This is a genomic window from Micromonospora sp. NPDC048843, assembly GCF_040649965.1.
Taxonomy (GTDB): Bacteria; Actinomycetota; Actinomycetes; order Mycobacteriales; family Micromonosporaceae; genus Micromonospora; species Micromonospora hortensis.
The window spans coordinates 1-14,856 of sequence record NZ_JBEZGJ010000005.1 but is presented as its reverse complement, the minus strand read 5'-3'; the positions used below and the strand labels follow the sequence as shown (position 1 = coordinate 14,856).

Annotated in this window: 15 protein-coding genes; 12 read left to right on the top strand and 3 right to left on the bottom strand. The window is 71.5% G+C overall.

Translation table 11 applies throughout. The features are described from left to right. Positions 1-78: 78 nt before the first annotated feature. A complete protein-coding gene (locus AB0C20_RS02270; protein ID WP_357186369.1) occupies positions 79-960 on the top strand; it encodes a helix-turn-helix transcriptional regulator in 882 nt (293 codons plus the stop codon). Positions 961-965: 5 nt separating this feature from the next. On the opposite strand, the gene AB0C20_RS02265 is transcribed toward AB0C20_RS02270, so the two are convergent. Then, complete coding sequence (locus tag AB0C20_RS02265) at positions 966-1,139, bottom strand: hypothetical protein (RefSeq protein ID WP_357567043.1); 174 nt, start codon at positions 1,137-1,139, stop codon at positions 966-968. Between AB0C20_RS02265 and AB0C20_RS02260 the strand changes: the two genes are divergently transcribed. The 9 genes from AB0C20_RS02260 (at position 1,138) to AB0C20_RS02220 (ending at position 10,460) form a co-directional block, all read left to right on the top strand. Continuing rightward, positions 1,138-1,680, top strand: coding sequence for a TetR/AcrR family transcriptional regulator (locus tag AB0C20_RS02260; RefSeq protein ID WP_357567042.1), 543 nt, complete (start codon positions 1,138-1,140; stop codon positions 1,678-1,680). The genes AB0C20_RS02265 and AB0C20_RS02260 overlap by 2 nt on opposite strands. An 87-nt stretch (positions 1,681-1,767) precedes the next feature. Beyond that, entirely contained in the window at positions 1,768-2,799 is a 1,032-nt protein-coding gene (locus AB0C20_RS02255; RefSeq protein WP_357186360.1) for a medium chain dehydrogenase/reductase family protein, read from the top strand. A gap of 291 nt (positions 2,800-3,090) precedes the next feature. Next, positions 3,091-3,264 (top strand): hypothetical protein, encoded by a 174-nt coding sequence (locus AB0C20_RS02250; protein WP_238661919.1) that lies wholly within the window; start codon positions 3,091-3,093, stop codon positions 3,262-3,264. Continuing rightward, the gene (locus AB0C20_RS02245; protein WP_357186356.1) at positions 3,261-4,265 is read left to right on the top strand and encodes a glycosyltransferase family 4 protein; all 1,005 of its coding nucleotides are present in this window, start codon (positions 3,261-3,263) and stop codon (positions 4,263-4,265) included. Before AB0C20_RS02250 ends, AB0C20_RS02245 begins: the two co-directional genes overlap by 4 nt. A 115-nt stretch (positions 4,266-4,380) precedes the next feature. Continuing rightward, complete coding sequence (locus AB0C20_RS02240) at positions 4,381-5,517, top strand: glycosyltransferase (protein WP_357186353.1); 1,137 nt, start codon at positions 4,381-4,383, stop codon at positions 5,515-5,517. Then, positions 5,514-6,566: a glycosyltransferase gene (locus AB0C20_RS02235; protein WP_357567041.1), complete on the top strand. Its 1,053-nt coding sequence runs from the start codon at positions 5,514-5,516 to the stop codon at positions 6,564-6,566. The genes AB0C20_RS02240 and AB0C20_RS02235 overlap by 4 nt, the downstream gene beginning before the upstream one ends. After that, entirely contained in the window at positions 6,563-8,053 is a 1,491-nt protein-coding gene (locus tag AB0C20_RS02230) for a glycoside hydrolase family 130 protein (RefSeq protein WP_357186347.1), read from the top strand. The genes AB0C20_RS02235 and AB0C20_RS02230 overlap by 4 nt, the downstream gene beginning before the upstream one ends. Before the next feature lie 55 nt (positions 8,054-8,108). After that, the gene (locus tag AB0C20_RS02225; protein WP_357186344.1) at positions 8,109-9,323 is read left to right on the top strand and encodes a PP2C family protein-serine/threonine phosphatase; all 1,215 of its coding nucleotides are present in this window, start codon (positions 8,109-8,111) and stop codon (positions 9,321-9,323) included. A gap of 69 nt (positions 9,324-9,392) precedes the next feature. After that, positions 9,393-10,460: a DUF2855 family protein gene (locus tag AB0C20_RS02220; RefSeq protein WP_357186341.1), complete on the top strand. Its 1,068-nt coding sequence runs from the start codon at positions 9,393-9,395 to the stop codon at positions 10,458-10,460. A 6-nt stretch (positions 10,461-10,466) separates the two neighbouring features. On the opposite strand, the gene AB0C20_RS02215 is transcribed toward AB0C20_RS02220, so the two are convergent. Next, the gene (locus AB0C20_RS02215) at positions 10,467-11,267 is read right to left on the bottom strand and encodes a SigB/SigF/SigG family RNA polymerase sigma factor (protein ID WP_357186338.1); all 801 of its coding nucleotides are present in this window, start codon (positions 11,265-11,267) and stop codon (positions 10,467-10,469) included. 229 nt (positions 11,268-11,496) lie between these two features. Continuing rightward, on the bottom strand, positions 11,497-11,682 hold the full coding sequence (locus tag AB0C20_RS02210) for a hypothetical protein (RefSeq protein ID WP_357186335.1): 186 nt from the start codon (positions 11,680-11,682) through the stop codon (positions 11,497-11,499). A 322-nt stretch (positions 11,683-12,004) separates the two neighbouring features. Between AB0C20_RS02210 and AB0C20_RS02205 the strand changes: the two genes are divergently transcribed. Together AB0C20_RS02205 and AB0C20_RS02200 are read left to right on the top strand one after the other, a co-directional pair. Beyond that, a complete protein-coding gene (locus AB0C20_RS02205) occupies positions 12,005-13,888 on the top strand; it encodes a sigma-70 family RNA polymerase sigma factor (RefSeq protein WP_357186332.1) in 1,884 nt (627 codons plus the stop codon). 14 nt (positions 13,889-13,902) lie between these two features. Beyond that, positions 13,903-14,565 carry a DUF305 domain-containing protein gene (locus tag AB0C20_RS02200; protein ID WP_357186329.1) on the top strand — a complete coding sequence of 221 codons (663 nt, stop codon included), beginning with the start codon at positions 13,903-13,905 and terminating at the stop codon, positions 14,563-14,565. Positions 14,566-14,856: the final 291 nt, after the last annotated feature.

Here is a 14,856-nt window from a genome sequence, read left to right as displayed (position 1 = left end):
GGCCGGGCGGCAGGGCGAGCTGTTCCTGGTAGTGACACAGCCAGTCACCGGGCCGCCCGGCGATCTACCGTCGGTGGCATGGACGCAACGAACCCGCTCGGCGACTTCCTGCGCGCCCGCCGGGAGCAGACCCGGCCCGAGGACGTCGGGCTCGGCCCGGGCGTTGGCCTGCGCCGGGTGCCGGGGCTGCGGCGCGAAGAGGTGGCGATGCTGGCCGGCATCAGCGCCGATTACTACCTCCGGCTGGAGCAGGGTCGCGAGCGGCACCCTTCGGTGCAGGTCCTCGACGCCCTCGCCGGAGTGCTGCGACTGGATCCGGAGGCGACCGCGTACATGATCGGGTTGAGCCGTGCGCGGTCGCGGCGGGCGGCCCGACCGGCCGCCGAGCGAGTGCCGGCCAGCATCTTGCACCTGCTGCGGCAGCTCTCCATGCCGGCCTTCGTGCAGAATCGCTACCTCGACATCCTGGCCTCGAACCCGATGGCGAGGGCGCTGTCGCCGAATCTCGCCCCGGGCGCCAACCGACTCCTCGCGGTGTTCCTGGACCAGGCCGAGCGGGAGCTGTTCCGCGACTGGCGGCAGGCGATGCAGAGCGTGGTGGGGCAGATGCGTGCCGACTCGGGCGGGGCCACCGACGACCCACGGTTGACAGCGCTGGTGGGGGAGCTGTCACTCAAGAGCGACTGCTTTCGGCAGCTGTGGGCGCGCCACGAGGTCCGTCGACGGGAGGGCATCGTCAGTCGGCTGCACCACCCCGAGGTGGGCGACCTCGACCTGTACTGCGACAAGCTCGCCGTGGCTGGCGCCGACGGGCAGTTGCTGGTGATCTACCACGCCGAGCCCGGTACGGAGTCCGCCCGCTCGTTGGCGCTGCTCGGCTCGATCGCCGCCAGCAGCGCCGACGACGTGCCGGACAGCCTCCGACCCGGCGACCCGGCCCGCCTCTATCCGCTGGAGTGAGCCGGTCACTGTCGCTGCGGGGCCACCTGGGTGGGGATGTGCTCGTAGCGTTTGCGCATGGTCTCGCTGGCGGCCGGGCCGGTGGCGAACACGAAGGCGGCGTCGTTACCCCAGGCGGCGAGGGATGACAGGGTGGCGGACTTGACGACACTTGTTTGTGAGTGCACACTTACAAACATGCGATCCACCGCCGAGGCCCGCCGGGTCACCGTTCTGAACACCGCGGTGTCGGTGTTCGCCCGCGCGGGCTTCCACGCCACACCGGTCACCGCCGTGGCCGCCGCCGCCGGCATCTCCGAGGCGTACGTCTTCCGGCTCTTCTCCGGGAAGCTCGGCTTGTTCGTGGCGGCAGCCGGGGCGTGTTTCGACCGGATCGCCGACGCGATCGAGGCGGGCGCGGAGCGCGCCGCGGGTGACAGCCCCGAGGAGATCCTCGACGCCATGGGCGGCGCCTACGCGGAGCTGATCGCCGATCGCGATCTGCTGCTCTTCCAGGTGCAGGCGCAGGCCGTCACGGACATCCCGGAGGTCGCCGAGGCGGTGCGGGCCGGCTACCGGCGGGTCGCGACCTTCGTGCAGAGTCGGGCACAGGCCAGCGACGCGCAGGTGCAGCAGTTCTTCGCGTACGGCCAGTTGTGCCACCTGATCGTGACCGCCGGCCTGGAGCAGGTCCCGGAGCCCTGGGCTCGCGCCCTGACCGCCGGCATTCGCCACCCCTGACCGACCCGATGCTGGGCCGCTTCGGCGGCCCACTCTTTTAGGCCGATAAGTGTGTGAGTGCACACTTACAAACAAAGGAGAACTCCGATGACCACCGAAACGACGATCACCGAAGTGGTACTGCCCGGCGTGGTGGAGCCCGACGGCCTCCTGCTGCACCGACGCGCGATGCCCGCCCCCGCCCGAGGGCAGGCGCTCGTCCAGGTCGAGGCCACCGGCATCTCGTTCGCCGAGCAGCAGATGCGCCACGCGCTCTACCCCGGCCAGCCGAAGTTCCCGTTCGTGCCCGGCTACGACCTCGTCGGCACCGTCCGGGCGGTCGGTCCCGGCGGCGACGACGCGCTGGTCGGCACCCGGGTGGCGGCGGTCACCAAGACCGGCGCCTGGGCCACACACGCGCTCGTCGACATCGACGCCCTGGCCGCGGTGCCCGTGGGTCTGGACCCCGCCGCGGCCGAGACCGTCGTCGTCAACGGCGTGACCGCCTGGCAGATGCTGCGGGACGCCGACCTGACGACCGGACAGACGATCCTCGTGCACGGCGCGAACGGCGGGGTCGGGAGTGTGCTCGTCCAACTCGGCCGACACCTCGGCCTGCGGGTCATCGGCACCGCCGCCGAACGACACCACGTCGGCCTGCGCGAACTCGGCGTCGAACCGCTCGACTACCGCGACCCGGACATGGCCGCGCGGGTCCGCGAGCTGTCGCCGGGCGGCGTCGACGCCGTCTTCGATCCGGTCGCCGGCCCGGGCGTACGCACCTCGTACGCCCTGCTCGCCCCCGGCGGCAAGCTGGTCGTCTACGGCAACGCCGCCGCCGTGGGCACCGGGCAGTCGGTCGCGTGGGTCTTCGTGAAGCTGCTGACCCGCCTCTACACCTGGAACGCGCTGCCAAACGGCCACCGGGCCGGCTTCTACAACTTCTGGGCCGGTCAGCTCACCAGGCGTGCCGCGTTCCGCCGTCGCCTGCGTACCGACCTCGGCATCGTGCTCGACCTGCTGCGGCAGGGAGTGATAGTGCCGCAGATCGCCGCCCGCTACCCGCTCAGCGAGGTCTCCGCGGCGCTGGTGTTCGCCGAGAACCGCAGCCGGGCCGGCAAGGTAGTGCTGGAGCCCTGACCTCCGGCCCGTCCAGGGCGCTGGTGCGGCGGGACGCCGCGAGGGCGTACGGTGAACATGTCGCCCGGGGGACCCCGGTGGTCGCCAGACGCCGTCGCCACCAGCCCGCCAGGGGCGTTACCGCTCATCTTCTCCATCGCCGCGACGTAACGGTCGTGTCGGCTGATCGCAGACCGCGTCCCGACCGACCGGCGCCGCGTCGCCGGTGTCCGGCGGTCGGTTGCCCGACGCGCGCACTTGGGTACACCCTCCGTGCGAATTGTTCCGAACGCCTTAACTAGGGAGTACCAGATGAGGATCGCCAGGGATCGGATCGTCACCGCACTTCGCGACCGGGGCCAGCAGGCCCGGGCCGACTGGGTCGAGCGCGAGCTGCCGGAGCGCGTGGACCCGGCCAAGCACTCGGGGCTGCTCGCCACCCTGAACCTCAACCCAGCTGATCTCGTCGACGCGTCCTCCCCTTGAGGGTTGCGCTGCTCGGACCGGTCGCCTGGCGTACGCCCCCACACCACTACGGCCCGTGGGAGCAGGTGACCGGCTTGCTCGCCGAGGGGCTGGTCAGCCGCGGGATCGACGTGACGCTCTTCGCGACACTGGACTCCGTCACGTCCGCCCAGCTCGACGGAGTCTGCCCACGGGGGTACGCGGACGACCCGGACCTGGACGGGCGGGTGTGGGAGGCGATGCACGTCTCCCACGCGATGGCCCGCTCGGCGCAGTTCGACCTGGTGCACAGTCACCTGGACTGGCTGCCGTTGGCGTTCGCGGAACACTGCCGCGCGCCGCTGCTGACCACAGTGCACGGTTTCTCCGGCGCGGGGATCCTGCCCGCCTATGGCCGAGCCCGCTCGTCGTACGTGTCGATCTCCGACGCCGACCGGGCGCCGGAGCTGGACTACGTGGCCACGGTCTACCACGGCGTCGATGTCGCCGGACTGCCGTTCACCAACGAAGCCGGTCCTGGGCTGGCCGCCTTCGGCCGGATCCACCCGGACAAGGGCACCCATACCGCTATCGAGATCGCCCGCCGCGCCGGCCGGCCCCTCACCATCTGCGGGATCGTGCAGGACGAGCGGTACTTCGCCGAACAGGTTGCCCCTCACATCGACGGCGACCAGGTCGTCTTCCTCGGGTCGGTGGGTCCGCGGCGGCGTGCCGAGGTACTGGGTGACAGCACCGCACTGCTGCACCCGATCGCCTTCGACGAGCCGTTCGGGCTGTCGGTAGTGGAATCGATGGTCTGTGGCACCCCGGTCGTCGCCTACAAGCGAGGGTCCATGCCCGAGGTCGTCGACGAGGGGATGACGGGTCTCCTCGTCTCCACCGTCGACCAGGCCGTCGAGGCGATCACCCGGGTCGCCGGCCTCGATCGGGTGCAGTGTCGGGCGCAGGCGTTGAAGCGCTTCAGCGCGGACCGGATGGTCACCGACTATCTCGCCGTCTACGACAACCTCGTCCGCAACTGACTGAACTGCACAGCTCTCCGTTCCGCCGGTCACACACGCTGACCGGCGTGCGCCGTCCCCGCGTGAGGCTCACCCGTACTCCTGCGGTGGCCGACAACCGGAAGGCCCGACGTTCATGCTCAGCTACGGATTCCTCAGCACCCACCCACCGACCCGGTGCGGACTGGCCACCTTCAACGCGGCCCTCGCCGCCCAGTTGACCGCCGACGGCACCCGCGGCGGCATCGTCCGGGTCACCGACCACGGCGACGACCAGCGGCCCGTACCCGGGGTGGTGCACACCTGGTCGGCGCGTGACCCGGCCGGCTGGCGGGAGGCGGCGGCCGCTCTGAACGCGTACGACGTGGCGATCGTCCAGCACGAGTACGGCATCTACCCCGGCACCGACGGCGAGGAGGTCCTGCCGTTGCTGCGGCGGCTCAGCGTGCCGAGCATCGTGGTGCTGCACACAGTGCTCAGCCAGCCCTCGGCCCGGCAGAAGTCCCTGTTGGAGCAGATCGTGGCGACTGCCGGGGCGGTCGTCACGATGACCGACACGGCCCGCGACCGGCTGCTCGTCGGGTACGCCGTGCCAGCGGGCAAGGTGACAGTGATCCCGCACGGCGTGGCCGAGCTTGCCGGTGTACCAGTCGACCGGCGTACCCGCCCGCACCTGTTGACCTGGGGGCTGCTCGGGCCGGGCAAGGGCATCGAGTGGTCGTTGCGGGCCCTCGCGCGTTTGCAGGATCTGGAACCGACTCCGACCTACACCGTGGCGGGGCGGACCCACCCGAAGGTGATCGAGCACCACGGTGAGGCGTACCGGGCGGGGCTGCACCAGCTCGGTGCCCAGTTGGGCGTCGCGCACGCCGTCGACTACCAGGACGTCTACCACGACCAGGAGGCGCTGGGCCGGTTGATCCGCTCCGCCGACGTGGTCGTCCTGCCCTACGACTCCCGCGAACAGGTCACCTCAGGGGTGCTCATCGAAGCGGTGGCCGCCGGAGTGCCCGTCGTGGCGACGGCGTTTCCGCACGCCGTCGAGCTGCTGACCGGTGGGCCCGGCCTGGTCGTACCCCACCAGAACCCGGCGGCACTGGCCAAGGCGATCCGGCGGGTCCTGATCGAACCGGGCCTGACCGCCCGGTTGGCCGGACGGGTTCGTCCGCTGGCCGCGCACCTGCGTTGGCCTGCGGTGGCGGCCCGCTACGGCGCTCTCGCCGAAGAGCTCGTCGACGCCCGTAAACCCGCCGTCAGCGCCGTGCCGGCGTGACGGCGACCACCGGACGCCCCCGGACGTCGACGGGTGGGCGCTGGGTGACGGCACCCGCGCCGAGCTTCGCGCACCTGGCTCGGCTCAGCGATGACACCGGTCTGTTCGAGCACGCACGGCACGCCATCGTCCGGCGTGAGCACGGTTACTGCACCGACGACGTGGCCCGTGGCCTGCTGGTCGTTAGCCGCGAGCCGGAGCCGAGCGAGGAACTGCTCCGGCTGGCGGAGGGGTACCTGGCGTTCCTGACCCACGCGCAGGACGCCGGCGGAGCGTTCCACAACCGGCTCGGGCACGACCGGCGCTGGGGCGACGAGCCGGGGCTCGGCGACTGGTGGGGTCGAGCTCTGTGGGGCCTGGGCACTGCCGTCGCCCGCAGCCCCGCCCCATGGGTACGCGAGGAGGCGCTGGTCGCCTTCAGCCGAGGCGCCACCCGCCGGGCCAAGGCCCCGCACACGATGGCCTTCGCCGGTTTGGGCGCGGCCGAGGTGCTTCGCCGTCACCCGGGCCACGTCGCCGCCGCGTCCCTGCTGGCGGACGCGGCCAGCACGATCGGCCCGCCGGCCTCCGACGCGGGCTGGCAGTGGCCACGGCAGGAGCTGACGTACGCCAGTGCCGCCCTCGCCGAAGTGGTCATCGCCGCGAGTCAGCTTCGCGAGGGTGGCCCACCTCTCGACGATGGCCTACGCATGTTGACCTGGCTGCGCGATGTCCAGCTCCGTGACGGGCACTTGTCGGTCGTACCGACCGGGGGTTGGCGGCGCGGCGCCGTACGGCTGCACCACGACCAGCAACCGATCGAGGTCGCCGCCCTCGCCGATGCCTGCGCCACGGCGGCCACCGTCACCGGTGACCCGGAGTGGGACAACGGGGTACGGCAGGCGGTCGGGTGGTTCCTCGGCGACAACGACCTCGGCACGCCGATGTGGGATCCGGCGACCGGCGGTGGCTACGACGGGCTGACCGCGCACGGGCCCAACCTCAACCAGGGCGCCGAGTCCACCCTTGCGCTCATCTCCACGCTGCAGCACGCCAGGCGGTGGTCGTGACATTGAGTCTGGCCGTCCGGCAGGACGTCACTCTCACCCCGGATCCGCGCCGCGTCATCGTCAAGCTCTTCGTACCGGGTGAGGACGCCGCCGTGGTACGGACCCGCGCGCAGGCGCTGATCGACCGGGTCGGGCACCTCGACGACGAGGAGACCGCACGGCTGCTGCGGGAAACCCTCGACCGGTTCGGCGCCCGGCACCGCGACCTGATCGGCACCTTCCACCACCACTACGAGCTGGTCCGGCACCGCGCCGCGCGGGCCCGGGACCTCTCACCGAACAGCCGGCTACTTGTCGGTGCCTACTTCAGCCACGAGTACGCCGTCGAGGCCGCCGCCCTGTGCAACCCGTCGATGGTGGTCCACCCGGACCAGAGCGGTCTCGGCCCGGGGCAGCTGCGCGTCGCCCTCAGCCTGCGCCAGGTCGGGGAGGGCCACGTGTCCTCGATCGGTTTCGCCACCGGAATCGTCGGACCAGGGGAACAGCTCACGATCGCCGACCGGGCCGGACCGTTGGCCGTCGGGCAGCGGATGGGTGTCCGGCATCGTCGGGACCTGCTCGTTGCCGGCCTGGCCGAGGAGGGCTGCGACAACGAGGTAGCGGCCACGGTGCTGGACGCGTTGCCCGAGTGGTACGACGGGGCCGCCTTCGAGCGGGTGCTCGGGAACCTTCCACACGATCTGCTCTCGCGCAGCACCGGGTTGGCGACAGTCGAACAACTGCGTCGTACCAACGCCGGTAGCTACGCCACTGCCTTCCCCGCCGACACGGTCCTGCACCAACGGGTGCTGTGGCCGGCGACCCCGGCGGAGAGCAACGGCATGGAGGACGCCCGGTTCGTCCGCTTCGTCGACGATTCCGGGCCGGTGTACCGGGCCACCTACACCGCCTACGACGGCCGGAACATCGCCACCCGCGCGCTGGCCAGCGACGACCTGCGCCGGTTCGAGATGACCCCGATGCGCGGACCGGGTGCCCGCAACAAGGGGCTCGCGCTGTTCCCGCGTACCGTCGGCGGCCGGCACCTGGCACTGTGCCGCGCCGACGGCGAGACCATCGGCCTGACCGCCCTGGACGGCGAGAGTCGCTGGCAGGCCCCGACCCCGCTGCACGCGCCGGGCGAGAGCTGGGAACTGATCCAGGTCGGCAACTGCGGATCACCGATCGAGACCGACGCCGGCTGGCTCGTGCTCACCCACGGCGTCGGGCCGATGCGCCGGTACGCGATCGGTGCGCTCCTGCTCGACCTGCACACACCGGAGCGGGTGGTCGCCCACCTGCCTGGTGCGCTTCTCGCACCCGACGAGGACGATCGGGACGGGTACGTGCCGAACGTCGTCTACTCCTGCGGTGCGCTCGTGCACGACGGTGCGCTGTGGGTGCCGTACGGGGCGAGTGACGCGCGAGTGGGATTCGCCACCGTGCCGTTGTCCGCGCTCCTCAGCGCGATGGTCGAGGCGGGCGGAGAATGCGCTGGGGCGAGGTAGCCTCACGCTCGCACTACGTGCTCCTGCGATCGGGGAGGACAGGGGGAGGTGGAGCATGGCCGATATCGGCGAGGTGGTGCGTTGGTTGCAGCTCAACGCGCCTCGGGGCGGCCCGGACGAGGTGTCGCAACTGGTTGCCCGTGCGGCGCCCGGTATCGATGCCAGCGAGATCGTGATCTATCTGGCCGACTACACGCAGACCCTTCTCGTGCCGCTGCTCGGCGCGGGACTCGACCGGGACCAGTTGCCGATCGAGACGACGCTCGCCGGCCGAGCCTTCACCACCCTCGACATCCAGCGCGCGCCCGACAACCCGGACCGGCTGTGGGTGCCACTGCTGCTCGGGTGTGAGCGGATGGGCGTACTGGAGATCGTCTCCCCGGCCGCCGCCGACGAGACGATGGACGCCCCGGCCTGGGAGGTGGCGGTCAACGTCGCCCAGATCCTGGTCAACCGCCGGCTCTACGGTGACGTGGTCGAGCGGATGCGGCGGCGGATGCCGATGCAGGTCGCGGCCGAGATCGTGTGGGGCCTGCTCCCGCCGCTGACCTTCGCCACCGACGACCTGGTGGTCACCGCAATCCTCGAACCGTGTTACGACGTCGGCGGAGACATCTTCGACTACGCGTTGAACGACGACGTGCTCAGCGTCGGGCTCTTCGACACCTGCGGGCACGGCATCAAGGCGAGCACCCTGGCCTCGCTGGTGGTCAGCGCGTACCGCAATGCCCGTCGGTGTGGCCTCGACCTGGTCGACACGGCGATCAGCATCGACCGGTGGGTGCGCTCCGAGCACCCGAACTTCTTCGCCACCGGGTTGCTCATCGAGTTGGACCGCCAGACCGGCCAGCTCAGCATGATCAACGCGGGGCATCCCGGTGCGATGTTGCTGCGTGACGGCAAGGCCGTCCGGGAGCTGCCCGGGCCGACCATGTTGCCGCTCGGGCTGGGCCACATGTCACCTCGTCGACCGCAGGTGCACGTGGAGAATCTGCACCCGGGCGACCGCATCCTCGCCTACACCGACGGCATCACCGACGCCCGTAGCGCGGAGGGGGAGCAGTTCGGGCTGGACCGGCTCGTCGACTTCGTCAACCGCGCCCTGAACGACGGGTTGCCCAGCCCGGAGACGATGCGTCGCCTGGTCCGCGCGGTCGTCGGCTACCAGGACGACCAGCTCGAGGACGACGCTACTGCCCTCTTCGTGGAGTGGCAGCCACCGCACCTGCCGCTCGCGCACCTCCGCGACCTCGCCGCGCTCCGACACTGAGTGCGTGCAGTGGGATTTTGCACTCCCAGTGCACTTGTCTCCGGTTGCGAGGCTGTCTAGCGTCACCTCATGGCTGACTCATGGACCTTCGCCGTGGCGCGTGACGACCTCGGGCAGACCACGCTCGTCGATGGCTCCACCCCCGCCCTGGCCGACGGCGAGGCCCTGCTGCGCGTGGACCGCGTCGGCCTCACCGCCAACAACGTGACCTACGCGGTGCTCGGCGACTCGATGCGGTACTGGCAGTTCTTTCCGCCGGCGGCCCAGGGCCTCGGGCCGCAGTGGGGCCTACCGCCGCTCTGGGGCTTCGCCGAGGTGGTCGGTTCGGCGGTGGCCGGTGTCGAGGTGGGGCAACGGGTCTACGGCTACCTCCCGCCCGCCGGTCACCTCCTGGTGCGGCCGGACCGGGTGGACGCGTCCGGGTTCCGCGAGGCGAGCCCGCACCGGGCCGAGCTGCCGTCGCCGTACAACGCCTACCGGTCGACCACCGGCGACCCGGCGTACCAGCGCGACCAGGAGGATCTGCTGATCCTGTTCCGTCCGCTGTTCTTCACCTCGTTCATGCTGGCCGATCAGGTCGTCGACAACGACTTCTACGGTGCCGAGACGCTGCTGGTGTCATCGGCGTCGAGCAAGACCGCGTACGCCGCCGCGTTCGAGCTGTACCGGCGCGGGCCGCGCCTGGTCGGTCTCACCTCACCGGGCAACGTGGAGTTCACCCGGTCGCTCGGCTGCTACGACGAGGTCGTGTCGTACGACGACATCGACGCCCTCGACGTGGTCCCGACCGTCTACCTCGACCTGTCCGGGGCGCCCTCGACCCGTGCCGCAGTGCGTCGACGCCTCGGCGATCGGCTCGTCCGAGACATAGCGGTCGGGCTCACCAACCAGACGCCGAACGCCGACGCCGCCGAGGAGGTGTTCTTCGCGCCGGTGCAGATGCGCAAGCGCGGCCACGACTGGGGCCGAGACGGCCTCGACGAGCGATTCACCGAGGCCTGGCAACGCTTCGCCGCAGTGGTGAGCGGGTGGCTGGACGTTCGGGTGGGTGCCGGGCCGGAGGCGCTGCAACACGCGTGGCTGGATGTTCTCGCCGGTCGTACGCCGCCACGGGTGGGCCACGTCATCCAACTCTGATCGGGCTCAGGCTGCGATGTCCGGGTTGAGCTGGTGACGCAGCGCGGCCAGCGAGCGGGTGATCAGCCGGGACACGTGCATCTGTGAGACGCCGATCCGGTCGGCGATCTGCGCCTGGGTCAGGTTGCCGTGGAAGCGCAGGCTCAGGATCTCGCGCTCGCGTGCAGGCAGCGTGGCGAGGGCCGGGCCGAGGGCGACGCGGATCTCCACGAGGTCGAACGCGACGTCGTCACCGCCGAGGGTGTCCCCGAGCTCGCGGCTGCCGTCAGCCCCGGTCGGGGTGGACAGCGACGTGGCCCGGTAGGCGCGCGCACCCTCCAGCCCCTCCAGGACGGTCTCCTCGGTCACGTCGAGGTGGGTCGCGATGTCGGCGACGGTCGGCGAGCGGCCGAGGGTCTGGGTCAGGGCGCTGTTCGCCGCGCTGATCGACAGGCGCAGTTCCTGGAGGCGGCGGGGTACGCGCACCGCCCAGGTGCGGTCCCGGAAGTACCGCTTGATCTCGCCGATGATGGTGGGAATGGCGTACCCGCTGAAGTCGACACCTCGGTCGTGGTCGAAGTTGTCAACGGCCTTGATGAGCCCGACGAAGGCGGTCTGGGCCAGGTCGTCGTCGGGTGCGCCGCGCCCGCCGTAGCGGCGCGCCAGGTGCCGGGCCAGCGGCAGCCACGCCTCGATGGCGCGGTCCCGCACTGCCGGGCGGCGGGGATCGTCCGCCGGGGTCGCCGCCAGGGCGGCGAGGAGGTCGTCCGGGCTTCGCTCGCTGCTCCGCTGATCGGCGGTGGTGGTGTTGTCGACAATGGTGGCCATGTGGGTGGTCCTTCCCGCAGGCCCGTCGATCGAGTCGACCGGAAGAGTCTCCGAACCGGCTACCGCCGGGGCGCACGTACGGGCGAAGGTGCGCTGTCGCAAGGCCACGAGCACGGGCCTCGCCACCGCGTCATGTCGTTCACTTGATGACCCGGACACTACCCGAAAGACCGACTATTTTCTAGCCGAAAGTATGAGGCTAGGCGTTTAAAGGGGGAGCAGGCGGGGATCAGCCGCGCTGATCCGAGGCGTCGACAGCGGCCGCGGCCGGCTGGGCCGGCTTCACAGCGAACGGGTGGCGCAGTCGCCGCATGGCCTCCTCACTGCTGTCGAAGGTCACCGCCGGTCCGTCCAGCACGTCACCGTGCGACGTGGCGAGGAACAGGGCGGGTCGACCGTTGTCGTTCGATGTCATGCAGGGATCCTGTCTCTACGAGAGGGGTGCGTCTGGGCCTCGGCAACGTCGGCCGTGCGACCTGGTGACGCTTCGGCGCACACGCTGGCGCCCGAATGCTGGTGTCCTGTGCACGGGCGAGCGCCCGGCGACACCGACACCCCGCACCATACCCGGCGCCGCCACCACATATGCGCCGCCGACGGACCCGTCTCGCTTGTGGCGAACCGGCCGCCCGGGAATTCTGTAATCCCACCCGCTGCCGCGAGTCTCCGATCTTGAGGGCGGTCAGCACACCCAGCGTGGGCGCCGCGCGGAGATGAGCACCCAAGGAGTGAGACCCATGTCGTCAGCCGGTCGAGCACTGCCCGATGTCGGGTTGGTCGTCGCGGCCCGGCAGGGCGACCAGCGCGCTCTCGACGACGTCGTGGCGGCCTCGCTCCCGCTGGTCTACAACATCGTCGGGCGTGCGCTGCGCGGGCACGCCGACGTCGACGACGTGGTCCAGGAGACGTTGGTACGGGTGATCCGGTACCTGCCCGCGCTCAACGACCCGGCGGCATACCGGTCCTGGCTGGTGGCGATCACCATCCGCCAGGTGCGTGACTGGGAGACGCGTCGGCGCGTCGCGCTCAACCGCGATGCCGGGCTGGACGCGATCCACAACGTGCCCGACCCGGCCTCCGACTTCGCGGGGATGACCATCCTCCGGCTCGGCCTCACCGACCAACGACGGGAGGTCGCCGAGGCGACCCGCTGGCTCGACCCGGACGACCAGGAACTGCTCTCGCTGTGGTGGCTGGAGGAGACCGGCGAGATCACCCGCAACGAGGTCGCCGACGCGCTCGGGTTGTCACCCGGGCACGTCGCGGTGCGGATCCACCGGATGAAGGATCAGATCCAGAGCGCCCGTGGCGTCGTACGCGCGCTCCGCGCCCGCCCTGGCTGCCCGGACCTGGGCGCCGTGACCGCCGAGTGGGACGGCACGCCCAGCTCGCTGTGGCGCAAGCGACTGGCTCGCCACGTCCGCGACTGCGCGTACTGCGGGCGGCTGGGTACCACCCTCCTGCCGATCGATCGGCTGCTCGCCGGTATGCCGTTGCTGCCGCTGCCGGCGGGTCTCGGCGCGCACCTGCCGAGCGCTGCCGCCCCGGCAGCCGCCGCGCAGGCCCTCGCGCCGCCCGGCCCGACGGCCGGACCCGCCGCCGGGCCGACCCCACAGGGCGCGGTGCCCACCGATGCGGGCGGCGGCCCGAGCGTCGTCGACCTCGCGGTGAACCGGCCCCGTGGCCTCGTGCCGTCCCTCGCCGCCGGTGTGGCCGCCGCCGTCCTGGCCATCACCATGGCGGTGGTGATCCTGCCGGACGATCCATCCGCGCCCTCGTGGGCGGCGCCGCCGTCTGCCGCGCCCACCGCCGTCGCCACCCCGAGCGTCGCGCCCTCGCCGAGCGCACGCCCCTCGTCGAAAGCTCCGGTCGCGCCGGCGGTCAGCTCCGCCCGCAAGGGCGTCGGGGTGTGGAACTTCACCGGGGCGAGTCAGGCGTTGGCGAACTCCAAGGCCGGCTGGTACTACACCTGGGGCACCCAGCACCCGGGGATCAGCACGCCGCGCGGTGCGACGTTCGTGCCGATGATCCGCAGCGCGGAGAACGTCACCGCCGCGGAGCTGGCTCGGGCCAAGGCCGCCGGGCCGTACCTGCTCACCTTCAACGAGCCGGACATGCCCGAGCAGGCGAACATGACAGTCGAGCAGGCGTTGGACCTGTGGCCGCAACTGATGGCGACGGGCAGCAAACTGGGCAGCCCGGCGGTCGCCTGGGGTGGGCCGGACCCGCAGGGTTGGCTGGACAGGTTCATGACCGGCGCCCAGGCCCGCGGCCACCGGGTGGACTTCATCACGCTGCACTGGTTCGGCGCCGACTTCACGACCGCTACCGCGGTGGCCCAACTCCGGCAGTACCTCCAGGCCGTCTACCAGCGGTACCGGAAGCCGATCTGGCTGACCGAGTTCGCGCTGATCCGCTTCGCCGGTGGCGGTCCGCAGTTTCCCAGTCAGCAGCAGCAGGCAGCCTTCCTCACGGCGGCCACCGCAATGCTCGGCCAACTCCCCTACCTCCAGCGCTACGCCTGGTTCGGGCTACCCGCCACGGACAAGGACCGGTCCGGGTTGTTCAGCGACGGGACCGAGGCGACAGTGGTCGGCCGCGCGTTCCAAGCCGCCCGTTGAGCACCGGCGAACGGATGGACGAGCAGATCATGGTGGAGCGCCGAGGGCTTCGCGTACGGGCCGGGCGGCTGGTCGGCGTCGTCGCGACAGTGGTCGCCACGGCGGTGGCCGTCGGGCTCACCCAGGGCTGGGGCCGCACCGACCAGGCACCAGCAGCGTCGTCGGTGGCAGCGTCGTCGGCCGCTGCGGCGCCGACCGCCTCGGTGGTGCTCAACGGCACCGACGACGCCTTCATCCAACTGCTGATCCCGATGAACGAGGGCGCGCTCGCGCTGATCGACCAGCTCGACACCCGTCCGGCGGATCCGTCGCTGCGGACCCTCCTCGGCGAGGTCCGGAAGGCCCATCAGGCGGAGTTGCGGGACCTGCGTGGGCTCCTGGCCGCTGGCAACGTGCCGGAGCTGAACATCCACGAGGGGCATCAGATGCCTGGCATGGTCACCCAGGCCAGCCTCGCCGAGCTCCGTGCCGCGTCCGACGCGGAGGTGTCGTCCCGGGCGGCCGACCTGATCCGGGCGCACCTCGCGCAGACGGTGGTGCTGTGCCGGGGCGAGCAGACCGCCGGGGGAAGCCCGGAGCTGAAGGCGCTCGCCGGCCGGATCCAGCAGGCGCGGGCCGCCGAGCTGAACACGCTGGACAACCGGCCCGGCGCGCCTCCCGCGGCTCCAGGCGGCTGAGCGTGCGGCCCAGAGGACCGGTCGATGCGGACGTCTGATCTGCACGCCGACGTCCATCCCCCGTCCCGGGCGTCCCGTCCCGCCCATCGTGCCGTCACGTCGGCCGCCGTCCGCCCGGTGCGACGCGCGACGCACCGGACCCGCAGCGCGTCACCGCCCGAGGCGGTCGCCCCGGTGCCGGCGGCCGGCTGGCGCGGCGATGAGCGTCGCCTGGGCCGCGTCGGACACGGCCGCCGAACAGAGCAGACCGAGGGCGAGCGCCGCCGCCGAGGAGAGCAGCAGGGTCGCGTA

Coding starts and splice junctions, on each gene's coding strand:
- AB0C20_RS02270 (WP_357186369.1), top strand. CDS start 79: ATGGACGCAACGAACCCGCTCGGCGACTTCCTGCGCGCCCGCCGGGAG.
- AB0C20_RS02260 (WP_357567042.1), top strand. CDS start 1,138: ATGCGATCCACCGCCGAGGCCCGCCGGGTCACCGTTCTGAACACCGCG.
- AB0C20_RS02265 (WP_357567043.1), bottom strand. CDS start 1,139: ATGTTTGTAAGTGTGCACTCACAAACAAGTGTCGTCAAGTCCGCCACC.
- AB0C20_RS02255 (WP_357186360.1), top strand. CDS start 1,768: ATGACCACCGAAACGACGATCACCGAAGTGGTACTGCCCGGCGTGGTG.
- AB0C20_RS02250 (WP_238661919.1), top strand. CDS start 3,091: ATGAGGATCGCCAGGGATCGGATCGTCACCGCACTTCGCGACCGGGGC.
- AB0C20_RS02240 (WP_357186353.1), top strand. CDS start 4,381: ATGCTCAGCTACGGATTCCTCAGCACCCACCCACCGACCCGGTGCGGA.
- AB0C20_RS02225 (WP_357186344.1), top strand. CDS start 8,109: ATGGCCGATATCGGCGAGGTGGTGCGTTGGTTGCAGCTCAACGCGCCT.
- AB0C20_RS02220 (WP_357186341.1), top strand. CDS start 9,393: ATGGCTGACTCATGGACCTTCGCCGTGGCGCGTGACGACCTCGGGCAG.
- AB0C20_RS02215 (WP_357186338.1), bottom strand. CDS start 11,267: ATGGCCACCATTGTCGACAACACCACCACCGCCGATCAGCGGAGCAGC.
- AB0C20_RS02210 (WP_357186335.1), bottom strand. CDS start 11,682: ATGACATCGAACGACAACGGTCGACCCGCCCTGTTCCTCGCCACGTCG.
- AB0C20_RS02205 (WP_357186332.1), top strand. CDS start 12,005: ATGTCGTCAGCCGGTCGAGCACTGCCCGATGTCGGGTTGGTCGTCGCG.
- AB0C20_RS02200 (WP_357186329.1), top strand. CDS start 13,903: ATGGACGAGCAGATCATGGTGGAGCGCCGAGGGCTTCGCGTACGGGCC.